A 15,343-nucleotide genomic window follows, 5' to 3' on the forward strand; every position below is an offset into this window, starting at 1 on the left:
ACGTCCGAATATATCGGACGTTTTTTAATGTCTTCATTAGTTATGAACTGTTTCTTTTTCATTTAATCCAAGTGTACGACCAGTCGAAGTGTGAAGGTCTTGGAACAATCTTGGATTTTCAGTTAGTGAAATGCCGTAAGAAGGGATCATTTCTTTTATTTTTCCTTCCCATTCTACCATACGGCTTGGGAAACATTTTTCTAATACTTCAAGCATGACGTGAACAGCAGTAGAAGCACCCGGTGATGCACCTAGTAATGCAGCGATTGATCCATCAGCAGCACTAACAACTTCAGTACCGAATTGAAGTGTACCTTTACCGCCAGCATCAGTATCTTTAATTACTTGCACACGTTGCCCAGCAACTACAATATCCCAATCTTCACTTTTCGCGTTCGGAATGAATTCGCGTAATTCTTCCATACGTTTTTCATGTGATAACATAACTTGTTGAATTAAGTATTTTGTTAGTCCCATTTCTTTTACACCAGCAGCTAACATCGTTAAGACGTTATTCGGTTTTACAGAACCAATTAAGTCAAGATTTGAGCCAGTTTTTAAGAATTTAGGTGAGAACCCTGCGAACGGTCCGAATAATAAAGCTTTTTTATTGTCTATATATCTCGTATCAAGGTGAGGTACAGACATTGGCGGAGCGCCAACTTTAGCTTTACCGTATACTTTCGCATGATGTTGCTCTACAACTTTTTGGTTTTTACATACCATAAATAGTCCACTTACTGGGAATCCACCGATATGTTTTGATTCAGGAATACCTGTCTTTTGTAGTAGAGGTAGGCTACCTCCACCGCCGCCGATAAAGACAAATTTTGCTGTATGATGTTCAATTTTACCACTATTCATATCGTGTACTTTTACTTCCCACAAACCATTCTTCGTGCGTTTAATATTTTCGACACTATGTTTGTAGTTTAGCTCGACATTTTTCGTTTGTAAGTAATCAAACAACATACGAGTTAATGCACCGAAGTTAACATCTGTTCCAGAGTCAATCTTCGTTGCCGCCATCGGTTCGTTGGATGTACGTCCTTCCATAATGAGTGGAAGCCATTTTTTTAATGTTTCAGGAGCATCGGAAAATTCCATACCTTGAAACAGTGGATTTTTTGAAAGCGCTTCAAAACGGTTTTTTAGAAACTCAACATTTTTTTCACCTTGTACTAAACTCATATGAGGTAGAGGCATAATGAAATCTTGTGGATTACGAATTAATTTACTTTTTACAAGATATGCCCAAAATTGTCTTGAAAGCTGGAATTGCTCATTCACTTTTACAGCCTTACTAATATCTATAGATCCGTCAGATTTTTCGGAAGTATAGTTCAGTTCGCATAGCGCAGAATGCCCTGTACCTGCATTATTCCATTCGTTAGAGCTTTCTTCCCCGGCACTTGCGAGTTTTTCAAAAACTTTAATTTCCCATTCAGGTGCTAATTCTTTTAGTAATGAGCCTAACGTTGCACTCATAATTCCTGCACCAATTAAGATAACGTCTGTTTTTTGCTGCATGTTGCTCATGATAATCTCTCCATCCCCTATATTGGCAAAAAAGAGTAGGTGTTTTTATATCTAAGCCGTAAAATGAAAACACCGCCTAGGCCCCACCTAGGTATTTACCTTTTTTGTCTCAATTATATAACCATCTCATACTCTATTATAATAATTAATAGACTAAAATATCTAGTGTTATCTGATAATTTTAAAATATTTAACGCTTTATTTGCCAAAATTCTTATTTAACAAGCACTTTTCAGTTAATGAATAGAAAAAAATTACAGTTTGAAATTATCTCGAAAAAGCTTACGTATCCAAAAGTGGGTAGAAAGGATTCCTTTTTATAGGACTTTTTGCTCTGTTTGTTATATGATTCTTCTGAATATTAAAAAGGGGGATACATACGCGTACACAAGAACAAATCGCAAACTTATTTCGAAATTTTTCAATAAAGGAATGTAAAGGGTCAAGTGACTTATATGAATACTTATCAATACAAATTGCTGAAGATGAGGAAGTACTTACACTATCTTCCTACGCTCAAGCAGGCCAACCAGTCCCAAATTTACTATTAGGAGCCGTACATTATTTATTACTAGCAGGGAAAGAACATCAATTAAAAACGTATTATAGTAGCTTAGTTGAAAATGCTAATACCGATTTAGACCAAGCTATTGATCATTTTAAGGATTTCTGTAAAATGTACCGAGAAGAAATCAGTACTTTATTACAAACGAAACTCGTTCAAACGAATGAAGTAAGGCGATGTGCGTACTTATATCCAAGTTTCAGTTACATATTTAATAAGGTGAATAAACCGTTAGCGTTAATAGAAATTGGTACAAGTTCTGGATTACAACTATTTTGGGACCAATATAGCTATTCGTACGGTACAGGTGAAACATACGGAAATATAAATTCGAATGTACATTTAACTTCTGAAATAAGAGGGGAGAATGTGCCTCGTTTATTAAAAGAAAGTCCACCTGTCGTAGAAAGAATCGGACTGGACTTACTTGTAAATGATTTACATAGTGACGAAGATTATTTATGGCTACGTGCACTCATTTGGCCAGAACATAAAGAAAGACTTGAAATGTTTGACCAAGCCGCATCTTTAGTGAAAAATGAATCTGTCCAATTAATAGAAGGTGACGGTGTTGAGCTATTACCATCTATTATTGAACAAATAAATGATGATGCGGTTATCTGTATTTTCCATACACACGTCGCAAATCAAATACCTGAACAAGTAAAACATAAGCTAGAAAAACAAATACAAGAAATCGGTGCAAAACGTGACGTATTCCACCTATATAACAACATGTGGGACCGGGACCTTCATATTGATTATTATATTAACGGAAACGAATATCGTGAAACGGTTGGAGAAACGGAAGGGCATGGAAGATGGTTTAGTTGGAAGCTTGGAAATAAGACGCTTTGCTAGTATTTCTGCAAAATAAAAAATAGCTAATGGGAATATGCCATTAGCTATTTTTCATGATACTCATCGGGAGTCCAAGTGGAGATATCATTACCCAGTGCAGCAACAACAAGCCAATCCTCACATTGAACACCAGCTTGCCAACATTCATAATCATCATGAAAGCCATTTACGAAAATAATTTGCCCATTCCCTAATGTAATGATTAGATGAGGGCTTTCTATGCCGAGTTGTATATCTATAACTCTTTGTCTTCTCATTTCAAATATTCTCTTATATTCTTCTTCTTCAGTATAATCGTCAAATTCATCTTCATTAGATGGGTATTTATGGGGAGGTTTATTAAATAAACACCATTTCGTTTCAATACTGATATATAATTGCCCCTCATAATGAACAGGGTCGTGAAAATTTGTAAAATGAATCTTTATTGCGGTTGGAGAAATTCCAAATTGTAATCCATCAACTTGTGATCCTACGAAGAGATTTTTTAACACATTTTCAGCGTGAATTTTATCCTCTATATTCATTCTTGAAATCCTCCTTTCCTTAAAAATATAACTTATATTTTTATTGTAATAAATAAATTTCCATGTAAAATGAACCTTTTGTGAGAAACGGGCGAATATAGTGTGAAAGATTATGAGAGGGGAACGTAATGTTGGATGAAGTACAATTAAAAGAATGGTTATTTAAATGGTAGTATGCTTTCTAAAAAAGAGCTTGAGAAAGTTTTACTTTCGATGGTTGAATAGGGCGTAATATGTAAAGAAATGCTACTTTTAGTTCAAAAGCAGCATTTCTTTTTTTATAGTTAAATGATCGTACTCAAAATCTCCCCAGGCAATCCATATGATTTTCCCCAGTGCTTTGGCAAAATCATATAACCAATTTCAGCCTCTTTAAAATTATCCTTGTTTACCGTAACATGTCCAAGACCAATATACTCTTTTGTAATAGAAACTATACTTTATAAAAGCCGAATAGTTGATGATTTTCATTGCGTTTTACCAGCGTTGTAAAGGCATTTTTCGCTCCAGCTAACGGAATAGCACGCTCAGTAATTTGTTCCATTACTTATTCATTTGATACGAGCTGGAAATATAAAGTAAAATCTGTTTCTTCAAATTTAGCTTTTGCATAATATTTCTTCAAACTAATTTTCACTTGTTCTTTAGAAAAAAGATAAATTAAATCATAATTTCAATTTGATTACCTTCAGGATCGCTTATTACACTTTCGTAATAGCCATCTCCAGTGAAACGTGGCCCATTTAGTAAAGGATAACCAGCATCTTTAAAGATTGTAGTAATTTCATTTACACGCTCCTCACTGCCTACTGGAAACGCCATATGTGCATAGCCAGTTATATTAAGATTAAGCTCATTTTCAATACCTTTTTTGCGCATAAGTTCAAACCTTGCTCCAGTTTCAAACGTAATAAAATAAGATTCGAATTGTTTCGCTTCGTTATGATATAAAGAGTTAGCTTTACTATTAAAATACTTCGTATAGAAAGTACGCATTAATTCTAAATCATTTACCCAAATTGCAATATGTTCTATTTTCATAGTTTTCACCAGCCCTAACTTAACTAATTAGGCTTTCGCCTTATAAAAATTGTTTCTGTATTGCAAGAATTTTGACTGGGTGTTAAAGGTGATTGTTAATTTTTGGTTATATATGAGCATATAATGTGTAAGTAAGTAAAGAATCAACATAGTTTTTACAGAAAAGGGTGAATGAAGTATATGAATCCATTTGAGCAAATGATGTACGTTGGTGTCATCATGTCTATTGTACTATCTGTAATGATTTTAGGATCTTTATATTATAATCCGCGTCTTTCGTTAACTGATTATCCAAAAGATATTCAAAAGGTAGTTTTTCCAAAATCGATTTATGAAAAAAAGCAAACAATCTACTTTAACATTGCATATAATGTTATTCTTTTCGGTACTCCTTTCGTTTCTACATATATATTACATAAACATGAAAAATTATTATATATTGATGCCTATTTACATACTTTTGGTATTTTAATGATTTTTAATTTAGTAGATTTGTTTATACTGGATTGGCTAATCTTTTGCTGGATTACCCCAAGATTTGTTGTTATTCCTACTACAGAAGGCATGAAGGGATACAAAGATTATAAGTTTCATTTAAGAGGGGCTATAGTCGGTACAAAATTTTTAGCAATTGTAAGTTTATTTTTGGCAGGAATTGTGACAACGATTTAGTATGCAAAAGGGCATGAAGTGTTTATAGAAGATGAAGAGATTGATAATGTATAGAATTAGAAATGAGAATTTGATACTATTGAAGTAGGAAGTTTTAAAAACAGTATATTAAGCGATAATAATATACTGTTGCAAATGTTTTAATAAGCTGTGGAATTTCCTGGTTTTATGGGAATTTTTCATAGAATACAAAAAACGTAATGGAGGCTAATATGAAAAAAATAATTGGCGCAGCAACAGCAACTGTTTTTGGATTGGGAGCACTTACTACAACTGCTACCGCAGAAACAATCGTAACAGCAGATGTACTCAACGTACGTGAAAAACCGACTACGGAATCAAAAGTTGTCAAAAAAGTAAAAGAAGGAGAAAAGTTAAAGGTTATAAATACGGAAGAAGGCTGGTCCAAAATTGATTTAAATGGTAAAGAAGTCTTTGTAAGTGCGGAGTTTACAAAAGATGTGTATTATGTAACAGCGAATTTGTTAAATGTCCGTTCTGATGCAAGTACAGAATCAGAAATACTTGGTAGACTAAAAACAAATGATGTAATTGAATCAACGCATCAAGTAAAAGACGGTTGGTTACAATTTGAGTATAAAGGAAAAACAGCTTATGTTAACGTTTCTTTCCTATCAAGTACAGCACCAATTGAAAAAACAGCTAAAGAGAAAACGAAGCAAGTAGCGAAAGTACACAAAACAGCTAAAGCTAAGGATGAAGTTAAAGCACAAAAGATAGTAAAGCCTAAGGAAGAAGCGAAAGTACAAGAAGTAGTACAACCTAAGGAAGAAGCGAAAGTACAAGAAGTAGTAAAGCCTAAGGAAGAAGCGAAAGTACAAGAAGTAATAAAGTCTAAGGAAGAAGCGAAAGTACAAGAAGTGGTAAAACCTAAGGAAGAAGCGAAAGTACAAAAAGTAGTACAACCTAAAGAAGAAGTAAAAGTACAAGAAGTAGTAAAGCCTAAAGAAGACGTGAAAGCCCAAGAAGAAGTAAAAGCTAAGGAAGAGGCCAAAGCAAGAGAAATAGCAAAGGTTAAAGAAGAAGAAAAAGCAAGAGAAATAGCAAAGGCTAAAGAAGAAGAGAAAGCAAGAGAGATAGCAAAAGTTAAGGAAGAGGCCAAAGCAAGAGAAATAGCAAAGGCTAAAGAAGAAGAGAAAGCAAGAGAAATAGCAAAAGCTAAGGAAGAAGCAAAAGTAAAAGAAGAGTCTAAAAATAACATACAGTATTCTAAACGTGAATTAACGGTAGTAGCGACAGCATATACTGCTGATCCAAGTGAAAATGGTACATATGGTGGACGCGTTTTAACTGCGATGGGGCATGATTTAACGGCTAATCCGAATATGAGAATTATCGCGGTAGATCCGAAAGTAATCCCATTAGGATCTAAAGTTTGGGTAGAAGGTTATGGAGAAGCTATCGCTGGTGATACGGGAAGTGCTATTAAAGGAAATCGTATTGATGTTTTAATGGGTTCAAAAAGTAAAGCTATGAATTGGGGAAGACAAACTGTTAAAGTTAAAATTCTTTAATAAATATAGTTAACTAGATAGAAGTCAGTTCTCTTTATTGAGGCTGGCTTTTATTTTTTGAGTGGAAGTAACATAGAATTTTTAAAGGGTTTATTACATAAAAATATTAATAATGAGATATGGAAGTAGAGAAGAAAGGTATGTTGACAACGACGGATTAACGTATAATGAAATATATAAATAGGATCAAATCATTTACTGAATGCTTTCACTCATAATAGTGTAATTAAGTTTAAAGGATTGGTGTATTTCATGAAAGAAGTAAGAGAATATATTGAAACAAAGAAACAAGGTGTATTGGAGTTGCATATAAAAGAAACTGAAGAAAAGTTAGGTGCTGCTTTCCCAATGCAATATAGAGATCTTATTAAATTGGTTAATAGCGCTGAAGTAGGGGAATGGATACTATATCCGATTAAAGATAGTAGAAATGTAACGCAAACTTGGGATGATATATTATGTAAAGATTGTTCAATTATAAAAACTGAAATACAAAGTACATAAAGAAAATAAGACCGACATATTCTGTCGGTCTTATTTTTGTATCACAACATCATTAAGAATCGCATCAAATATGTCTTTTTGCGTGAAATTATCTGTAAAAACAGTTTCTCTAGTAACTTCAATTGTATCGTGTGGATTATACCATTTTTGTAGGGAATCCTCACCAAATTCATGCCTTTTTTCCCTTGTATTATGTCGTCGAATCGTTTCATTTAACGATAAATCAAAGTAATATGTATAGGCGTTTCCTTCAAAAAAATGTATTAATTCTTTCAACATTTCACCGTATCTTCGACTATTTAATATACCTTCTAAAATAACAAACTCACATTTTCCTTTTCCATACTTTGTAATTTCACATAGTAAATCATGTGATAAATTGCCCATCGTATCGTGTATTCTAAGCATATCTCTACGCACAACATCTTGTGATACTAAAAGTGTCCCTTGTCCGAAATGTTCTTGTAGTTGCTTTGCGATTGTTGTTTTACCGCTTGCGGAGTTTCCCCTAAGAATGATTAATGTTGATTTAAGTATAGGATTAGACATAATGTATTCCCCCAACGTGATTATATAGAAAATTTTAACAAATAAAACGAAGAAAGTGTATAATCAATATGATGGATATTTAAAGGTGATACATTAAAAAATGCACAAACCTATATGGAAACGGATATGGTTTCGCTATCTAGAGGCGATTAAAGATTTCACAACAAGAAAAAATATAAATAATTAAAAAGAGGTACTATATGCTATTTCAAAAAGATAATGTATCGGTTAGGTATGTAGTAGAAGAGGATGCACCAATCATTTCAAAATGGTTAACGAACCCAGAAGTCCTGCAGTATTACGAAGGGCGAGATAATCCGCAATCTGTAGAAAAGGTACTTGATCATTTTATACATAATCCAAACAGTTATGAAAAAAGGTGTTTAATAGAATTTGATGACGTCCCGATTGGATACATTCAAATGTATCCAGTTGATTCTGAGTGGAAAAGATTATATGGCTATGAAGAATCAAAAAATGTATGGGGAATGGATCAATTTATAGGAGAAACGACTTATTGGGGAAAAGGTATTGGCACAAAACTTGTTCACGCAGCAATTACATATATTATGGAGAACGCGGGAGCAGAAGCAATCGCAATGGACCCGAAAGTTAATAATGAACGTGCGATAAAGTGTTATGAAAAATGTGGATTTAAAAAGGTGAAGATGTTAAAGGAACATGAGCTACATGAGGGAAAATTAGAAGATTGTTGGATGGTAGAATACAAAATAAGGGAGTTATGCGAAATGAAAAAAGCATTAATTGTAATCGATGTGCAAACGGGAATGTATACAGCAGGAATGCCAGTACATAATGGGGAAAAGTTTTTACAAACATTACAAGAGCTTATTGGGGAATGCCGTTTAAATGATATACCGGTTATTTATGTACAACATAACGGACCAAAAGATCATCCGTTAGAAAAAGGTACAGATGGCTGGAAGATCCATGTGGAAATTGCACCACAAGAAGGGGACAGTATCGTTGAAAAAACGACGCCAGATTCGTTCCACAAGACGAACCTAAAAGAAGTATTGCAAGACAAGGGAATCGATCATGTTATAATTTCAGGAATGCAGACGCAGTACTGTGTGGATACGACAACGCGCAGAGCGTTTAGTGAAGGGTATAAAGTAACGTTAGTGAGTGATGCACATAGTACGTTTGATACAGAAGTATTACATGCTGAAGACATTGTGAAGCATCATAACGTAGTGTTTGGAGCGTTTGCTGATGTCGTTACATTAAAAGATTTGAAAGTAACTGTCTCTAAATAAGAGGCAGTTTTTTTATTAGAGGAAATCGTGTCAAATAATGTCGGTAAATCGATATTCTTTGTCGAAACGTCGATATATTTAAATAATCGTTGATATATTTCAAGTTACGATAGATATATTTGAAAAATCGTCGATATAATTTCACGTATCATAATGAAAACACAAAAAGGAGCACCACAAAATTAAAAAGGGCGCTCCTGCATCAAAACGTTATTTCTTTTTATCTTTATCCAATATATTTTGTTCTTCAGCAAATTCCGTACCATATGCAAAGCGGCGATTAATATGAATATTATCATTGTTATGCCTTGTGCGGGCATTTGAAAAACGATGAACGATTACTTCTGATAATGTGAAGACAATCGCCGAAAGGATACTGCCCCATGCAATTTGCATATAGTTGTCTAATAAAATATTACCGAAAATCCAAACGCTTAAATACGTTAATAAGAAATCTGTCATAATGGCACCAGTACTGCCAATTCGATTTAAAATAATTTTATCAACGAACATGTAGGATACGATTGTAACAAAGAGACTGAATGAAATGATTTGAACGAACGTTGCAGGGAAAAATAAAGCCAGTCCAATACTAAATGCGATAATGCACGATATAAACTTGATAAGCACTACTGTGAAATCATTCAAAATTTACACCTCCGATTTATACATAGTTTTGCAATAAATTTAGGAGTTCATACATTGTAACGAATATATTTACTTAAAACTTTTTCACGTTAGATTTTTGTCTAAATATTAAAAAAACAAAGAAAAAATGTTATAGTAAAATGAGAGTATATGACATTTTTAGGTAAGGGGGAATCCTGGGTGTGGATTACTTCAGAAGTAGAAATTCCAGACGAGTTAATTGATCATCTTGAACAAGGAAAGTTAGTATTATTTGTTGGAGCGGGAGTTTCTATGAAAGGGAAATCAAACTTACCGAATTTTGATGATCTTGTTGATGAAATTGCGAAAACCTTATATGTAGAAACTCGTGAAGTAACAGAACCTCATGATTATTATCTTGGTAAAATTGCGAAATCAAAAGATGTACATCAAGTTGCAAGAGATTTAGTTCATATAGAAAAGTCAAAACCGAATCCGCTTCATTATGCAATTCCGAGATTGTTTCCTTTAGACACGGAAGTTCGTATTGTAACGACAAATTTTGATCGACATTTTACTACTGCGATGAAAGAAATGAATAGAGAATTAAATGTATATTACGCACCTGCGTTACCTACAGGTAGAGCGTTTAAAGGACTCGCTTACATACATGGCAATATAGAACAAGAAAAAGAAGCATTAATTTTAACAGATGGTGATTTTGGAAGGGCTTACTTGACGGAAGGATGGGCAAGAAGATTTTTAGTTGATTTATTCTCGAATTACACCGTTTTGTTCGTTGGATATAGTCATAATGACCCAGTAATGAAATATTTAGCAACTGGTTTACCACCAAGTACAAGGCGTTATGCATTTGTCGCACAAGGGGAAAACACGTACCATTGGGAGCATTTAGGAATACGGCCGATCGTGTATCCGAATAAAGGAAATAATCATCAGTCTCTCGTTAAAGCAGTGAAACGATGGGCTGAGTTAATGGGTGATAATTATATTACAAAACGAATGCGAATTCGTGACATAGTAACAGTTCCGCCGTCAGTAGAACAGGAACAATTATCATACATAAAACAATCTATAAAAAAAATTGAAACAGTCCGCTACTTCGTTGAATTTGCTCACGATTATGAATGGGTGGAATGGCTTGAAGCAGAAGGGAAATTACAAAATTTATTTTTAGTTACATCAAACTATAATGAGGTAGATGAACTACTTGCAGAATGGTTAGTGGAACAATTTCTTTTTAGTCATCAAAAAGAGTTATTTCAATTAATTTTTAAAAATCAATCTAAACTATCTCCGTTATTATGGAGAACAATTTGTAGTTACTTAAGTGAGACGAAAATCGAGATGGATCCTTTGTTGTTTGCAAGATGGGCACTTCTTTTATTAGAAACAGCTGAAAAAGATAGTAAATCGATCGAAATAATTTCTTGCTTACTGCAAAAATGTTCTTTTCCTGAGCATAAAGAAATTGCTTTATTGTTATTAACGTTTATTTTGGACGGAAAACTTAAGTTGAAGCGTGAAAGAAAGTGGGGAAATGATACGGAGGAATCAATAGAACTCGAGGAATCGAGCCGGCTACCAGTGTCTACTTTTTCTTATGTGGAGCAAATTTGGAATGAGAAGATGAAACCGCATATTTCCTATTACGCCGTTCCCATTATGATGATGGGAATAGAGAAGATGCGAATGTTATCACTAAGGCAAACAGCACTGAAAAAAAGGGATAAGGAAAATGCGGAAAAAGAGTTTCAGCAAAATGATCTTGCATTTTTAATTCAAATTGTAAAAGAATGTTTAGCCTATCTATGTGAAAACAATGAGAAAAAAGCAAATTATTATATTACAGAAATGATAGAGGCAAACAGCATACTTCAAAATCGAATTGCAATTGATGCGATGAATAAAAATATATTTGTTAGCGCCGATGAGAAAATGAAATGGTTGTTACAGGAAAGACTTCTTTTAGATGTCACTTATAAACACGAAGTTTTTCAACTTATAAAAAATCATTACGCACTCTCTTTAGAAAAAACAAAAGAAGAAGTCATTCAAATTGTATTAAAGAACCTTGCGGAGGAGAGGGCATTTGATGTTTGTTTCGTGTTAGATTTATTATTCACTTGTGACTCGAATAGTCCATCTACGGCAAAAGGCTATGAGTTAATGAAGCAAAAACATCCTCACTTTCATTCTGATCGATACAGTGTACAAAAGAAAGAAGCGGCAGAACAAAGTATTACTTGTAATGTAACTGCCGATGGATTATTGCAGCTGAAAGATGAAGAAATTATGAAACAAGTTCGCCACTTTTCTCAAGATGGTGTGTTTGAACAACGTCATTTTTTAGAGATGTTATCGAAAGCATGTAAATTGAATACAGAATGGAGTATTTCATTTGCTTATCGATTAGTAGGTATGCACGAAATAAGTAATGAAGTTTGGTTTGTTTGTATTAGAGAGTGGCGAAATAACCGAGGACTAACAAATGAACAAATACAAAAAATTATTCCTCTGTTGCAGAAATTCGTTAGAAATACTGCTTTTCATTGGTTAATTAGCAGCTTTCTATATGAAATTGGTAATCGGTTAGAAGAGTTAGAGGAAAATAGTATACGCAACGTGAAACGTTTTGCTTTTGCGGTATTTCCTCAAGTAATGAAAAGTGATACAGATTTTAAGCTTGGAAAACAAGATTTTTACAATGAATCGATCCAGCATCCTGTTGGGAAAATGACAGCTGTATTATTAAAACTGTTATCATATGATCATTTATACGATCGTAACGTGTATGAATATTTATTTTTATTTGAGGAACAAGTAAGAGTTAGTTCTGAACGGACAAATTATATGTTAGCTCGTTTAGTAGCAGATATTACATTTCTTTATCATATTGAGAAACAATGGTGCCGAAAATATTTGTTACCGTACTTAGATTTAAAGAAGGAGAATGAGATTACGAAATATGCATGGGCAGGCTTATGTTACACGCAAATCAATTTACCTTTATTTACAGAAATGAAGCGATTTATTCAGTATGCGGTAGAACATTTGGAAATATTACATCCACATACGAGGGAAGCATTCTTGAAATGGCTCAGTTTTGTATTTATTAAATGTGTACTGTATTGGGAGCAAAAAACAGATTGGTTATATCCGTTGCTTATACGAGAGAATGAAGAAAATAAAATTAAATTTATGCAGTTTTTATGCTATTACATCAAAACGTTAAGTGCAAAAGAACAACAAAAATTTTGGACAGCTTGGCTTAGTATATTTTTACGAGAACGCCCGAAAATGGGTGGAATTACAGCTAGAGAATATGTAATGCTTTTACGTATTATTTTATTTATGGATGAAATAGTAGAAAGAGGATTATCGAAAATATGTAAATCGTTTTCGTGCGTGAGTGGAAAAGGGAATCAAACGGATTTAAAACAGTTATTTAATGAAATACTTGAAAAGATAGAGAGTATAAAAATGTATAAAGAATTGTATGCAAACGTATTTTTTACTTTACTGCAAACGCTTCAGGAAGCTGATTTACTTGAAACGGAAATCCTTCAAATAAAAGAAGTATTAATCCAGTTTGGAGCAGAAAAATGTGTATTAAACGCAATAGATAATGAGATAATTCGCATCGGAATTGTTATGGAGAATTTACAAGAAGAAATGTAGGGTAAAAGTGGAATTTTAAAAAATATATAAAAAGTTGTTGACAGTGTTTTGAAAAGCGTTCTATAATACGAATCATACTTATTCAATTTCAAAAACATTTGAATAAACAAAGTGCAATGAAGAGATCACAGTAGTGGTTAGTCTTACTGTAACAGAGAGCTGGTGGTTGGTGTGAACCAGTACAGGGATAATCATGAATTACAGTCTTGGAGCATCTTTTTCATAGTAAAGATAGTATTGTCTTTATGAAGAAAAAGCGGTCAATTGATCGTTAACAGTGAAGAGAGGTAGACGGAAATTAAGTCTACAACTAGGGTGGTACCGCGATAAATATCGTCCCTACTGATTTTTTCAGTAGGGGCTTTTTGTATTTTAATGGTCCAACTTGAAAATTTAATATTCATGCGTTGAAAGGAAAAGCAGTAGTTGTTGTTTCCCTGTAACAGAGAGCTGGTGGTTGGTGCGAACCAGTACAAAAACAAGAGCGAATTACAGTCCTAGAGCATCTTTTTCGTAGTAAAGATAGTATTGTCTTTATGAAGGGAAAGACGGTCAGATGATCGTTAACAATGAAGAGAGGTAGACGAAAGAAGTCTACAACTAGGGTGGTACCGCGATAAATATCGTCCCTACTGATTGAATCAGTAGGGATTTTTTGTACAAAAAAGTGGGTTTTTATATAGTAGGTAGTGTCCTTATAGTAAATATTCGTTTAAAATAAGAAGAGGTATCGATTCCACTTAAAATTTGTATAATTTATCAGTTCAGAAAATAGAGAATTTTTCATTCTCTTACTATACTTTTAAAACATTAGAGGAGGATTTCCAAATGGCAAATCATGAATTAGATCAATTACGTAAACAAGTAGATGAAATTAACTTACAACTATTACACCTTTTAAATAAACGTGGTGAAATCGTTCAAAAAATCGGGGAGCAAAAGCAAGTACAAGGTACGAAACGTTTTGATCCAGTACGTGAGCGTGAAGTACTTGATATGATCGCAGAGCATAACGAAGGACCATTTGAAACATCAACGGTTCAACATATTTTCAAAACAATCTTCAAAGCTAGCTTAGAATTACAAGAAGATGATAACCGTAAAGCATTACTAGTATCACGTAAAAAGAAAAAAGAAAATACAATCGTTGATGTAAAAGGTGAATTGATTGGTAACGGAACACAAACGTTCATCATGGGACCTTGTGCGGTAGAAAGCTTAGAGCAAGTTCGCCAAGTAGGGCAAGCGATGAAAGACCAAGGCTTAAAATTAATGCGCGGTGGTGCTTTCAAACCGAGAACATCTCCATACGATTTCCAAGGTTTAGGAGTAGAGGGATTACAAATTTTACGCCAAGTAGCAGATGAGTTCGACTTAGCGATCATTAGTGAGATTTTAAATCCAAACGATGTTGAAATGGCATTAGACTACGTTGATGTAATTCAAGTTGGTGCACGTAACATGCAAAACTTCGATTTATTACGAGCTGTAGGTAAAGTTAACAAGCCAGTATTATTAAAACGTGGATTAGCAGCAACAATTGATGAGTTCATTAACGCAGCTGAATACATCATTGCACAAGGTAACGACCAAATTATTCTATGTGAGCGCGGTATCCGCACATACGAAAGAGCAACACGTAACACATTAGACATTTCTGCTGTACCGATTTTAAAGAAAGAAACACATTTACCAGTTATCGTTGACGTAACGCATTCAACTGGACGTAGAGATTTATTATTACCAACAGCGAAAGCAGCACTTGCAATTGGCGCAGATGCAGTAATGGCTGAAGTACATCCAGATCCAGCAGTTGCATTATCAGATTCTGCACAACAAATGGATATTCCAGAATTCCATAAATTCATGGAAGAGCTAAAAGGATTCAAAAATAAGTTATCTTAATTCCATATTATATATGCGCTGAAGAGGAAACAGTAGTGCTTACCTCACTGTTAA

At 33.9% G+C, this 15,343-nt stretch carries 11 protein-coding genes, 3 pseudogenes and 3 other annotated features (1 of these 17 cut by a window edge); of the genes and pseudogenes, 8 read left to right on the plus strand and 6 right to left on the minus strand.

Annotated elements, in window-relative coordinates:
- Positions 1 to 36 precede the first annotated feature (36 nt).
- Entirely contained in the window at positions 37 to 1,539 is a 1,503-nt protein-coding gene (locus tag Q9B79_RS04145) for a malate:quinone oxidoreductase (RefSeq protein WP_208735688.1), read from the minus strand.
- A gap of 373 nt (positions 1,540 to 1,912) precedes the next feature.
- Here Q9B79_RS04145 and Q9B79_RS04150 point away from each other — a divergent pair, with 373 nt between their 5' ends.
- Positions 1,913 to 2,965: a DUF2332 domain-containing protein gene (locus tag Q9B79_RS04150; protein WP_306183320.1), complete on the plus strand. Its 1,053-nt coding sequence runs from the start codon at positions 1,913 to 1,915 to the stop codon at positions 2,963 to 2,965.
- Between the two features lie 44 nt (positions 2,966 to 3,009).
- On the opposite strand, the gene Q9B79_RS04155 is transcribed toward Q9B79_RS04150, so the two are convergent.
- The 3 genes and pseudogenes from Q9B79_RS04155 to Q9B79_RS04165 all read right to left on the minus strand — a co-directional run bounded on the left by Q9B79_RS04155 (position 3,010) and on the right by Q9B79_RS04165 (position 4,533).
- Positions 3,010 to 3,492, minus strand: coding sequence for a hypothetical protein (locus Q9B79_RS04155; RefSeq protein WP_306182736.1), 483 nt, complete (start codon positions 3,490 to 3,492; stop codon positions 3,010 to 3,012).
- Between the two features lie 317 nt (positions 3,493 to 3,809).
- Positions 3,810 to 4,117: pseudogene (locus Q9B79_RS04160) on the minus strand (GNAT family N-acetyltransferase); the annotation flags it as partial.
- 35 nt (positions 4,118 to 4,152) lie between these two features.
- The gene (locus tag Q9B79_RS04165; protein WP_306182737.1) at positions 4,153 to 4,533 is read right to left on the minus strand and encodes a VOC family protein; all 381 of its coding nucleotides are present in this window, start codon (positions 4,531 to 4,533) and stop codon (positions 4,153 to 4,155) included.
- Positions 4,534 to 4,713: 180 nt separating this feature from the next.
- Here Q9B79_RS04165 and Q9B79_RS04170 point away from each other — a divergent pair, with 180 nt between their 5' ends.
- The 3 genes and pseudogenes from Q9B79_RS04170 to Q9B79_RS04180 form a co-directional block, all read left to right on the plus strand.
- Positions 4,714 to 5,205, plus strand: coding sequence for a nitroreductase (locus tag Q9B79_RS04170; protein ID WP_306182738.1), 492 nt, complete (start codon positions 4,714 to 4,716; stop codon positions 5,203 to 5,205).
- Positions 5,206 to 5,417: 212 nt separating this feature from the next.
- Entirely contained in the window at positions 5,418 to 6,740 is a 1,323-nt protein-coding gene (gene entB / locus Q9B79_RS04175) for a cell wall-binding protein EntB (RefSeq protein WP_306182739.1), read from the plus strand.
- Positions 6,741 to 6,992: 252 nt separating this feature from the next.
- Positions 6,993 to 7,199 (plus strand): annotated as a pseudogene (locus Q9B79_RS04180) (SMI1/KNR4 family protein); the annotation flags it as partial.
- 75 nt (positions 7,200 to 7,274) lie between these two features.
- On the opposite strand, the gene Q9B79_RS04185 reads toward Q9B79_RS04180, so the two are convergent.
- Positions 7,275 to 7,793 (minus strand): kinase, encoded by a 519-nt coding sequence (locus tag Q9B79_RS04185; RefSeq protein WP_306182740.1) that lies wholly within the window; start codon positions 7,791 to 7,793, stop codon positions 7,275 to 7,277.
- Between the two features lie 200 nt (positions 7,794 to 7,993).
- Here Q9B79_RS04185 and Q9B79_RS04190 point away from each other — a divergent pair.
- Together Q9B79_RS04190 and Q9B79_RS04195 are read left to right on the plus strand one after the other, a co-directional pair.
- Positions 7,994 to 8,524: pseudogene (locus tag Q9B79_RS04190) on the plus strand (GNAT family N-acetyltransferase); the annotation flags it as partial.
- 18 nt (positions 8,525 to 8,542) lie between these two features.
- On the plus strand, positions 8,543 to 9,073 hold the full coding sequence (locus tag Q9B79_RS04195; protein ID WP_306183321.1) for a cysteine hydrolase family protein: 531 nt from the start codon (positions 8,543 to 8,545) through the stop codon (positions 9,071 to 9,073).
- Positions 9,074 to 9,283: 210 nt separating this feature from the next.
- Here the strand turns inward: Q9B79_RS04195 and Q9B79_RS04200 are convergent, their stop codons facing one another.
- Positions 9,284 to 9,721, minus strand: coding sequence for a YndM family protein (locus tag Q9B79_RS04200; protein ID WP_140971500.1), 438 nt, complete (start codon positions 9,719 to 9,721; stop codon positions 9,284 to 9,286).
- Positions 9,722 to 9,871: 150 nt separating this feature from the next.
- Between Q9B79_RS04200 and Q9B79_RS04205 the strand changes: the two genes are divergently transcribed.
- Both Q9B79_RS04205 and Q9B79_RS04210 read left to right on the plus strand, forming a co-directional pair.
- On the plus strand, positions 9,872 to 13,384 hold the full coding sequence (locus Q9B79_RS04205; protein ID WP_306182741.1) for a DUF4020 domain-containing protein: 3,513 nt from the start codon (positions 9,872 to 9,874) through the stop codon (positions 13,382 to 13,384).
- 107 nt (positions 13,385 to 13,491) lie between these two features.
- Positions 13,492 to 13,728: a binding site (T-box leader), on the plus strand.
- Between the two features lie 54 nt (positions 13,729 to 13,782).
- Positions 13,783 to 14,018 (plus strand) — a binding site (T-box leader).
- A gap of 194 nt (positions 14,019 to 14,212) precedes the next feature.
- Positions 14,213 to 15,289 carry a bifunctional 3-deoxy-7-phosphoheptulonate synthase/chorismate mutase gene (locus Q9B79_RS04210; RefSeq protein ID WP_306182742.1) on the plus strand — a complete coding sequence of 359 codons (1,077 nt, stop codon included), beginning with the start codon at positions 14,213 to 14,215 and terminating at the stop codon, positions 15,287 to 15,289.
- A 9-nt stretch (positions 15,290 to 15,298) separates the two neighbouring features.
- Positions 15,299 to 15,343 (plus strand) — a binding site (T-box leader); it runs 175 nt beyond the window's last position.

Source organism: Bacillus sp. MHSD_36, from assembly GCF_030757775.1.
Lineage (GTDB): Bacteria > Bacillota > Bacilli > Bacillales > Bacillaceae_G > Bacillus_A.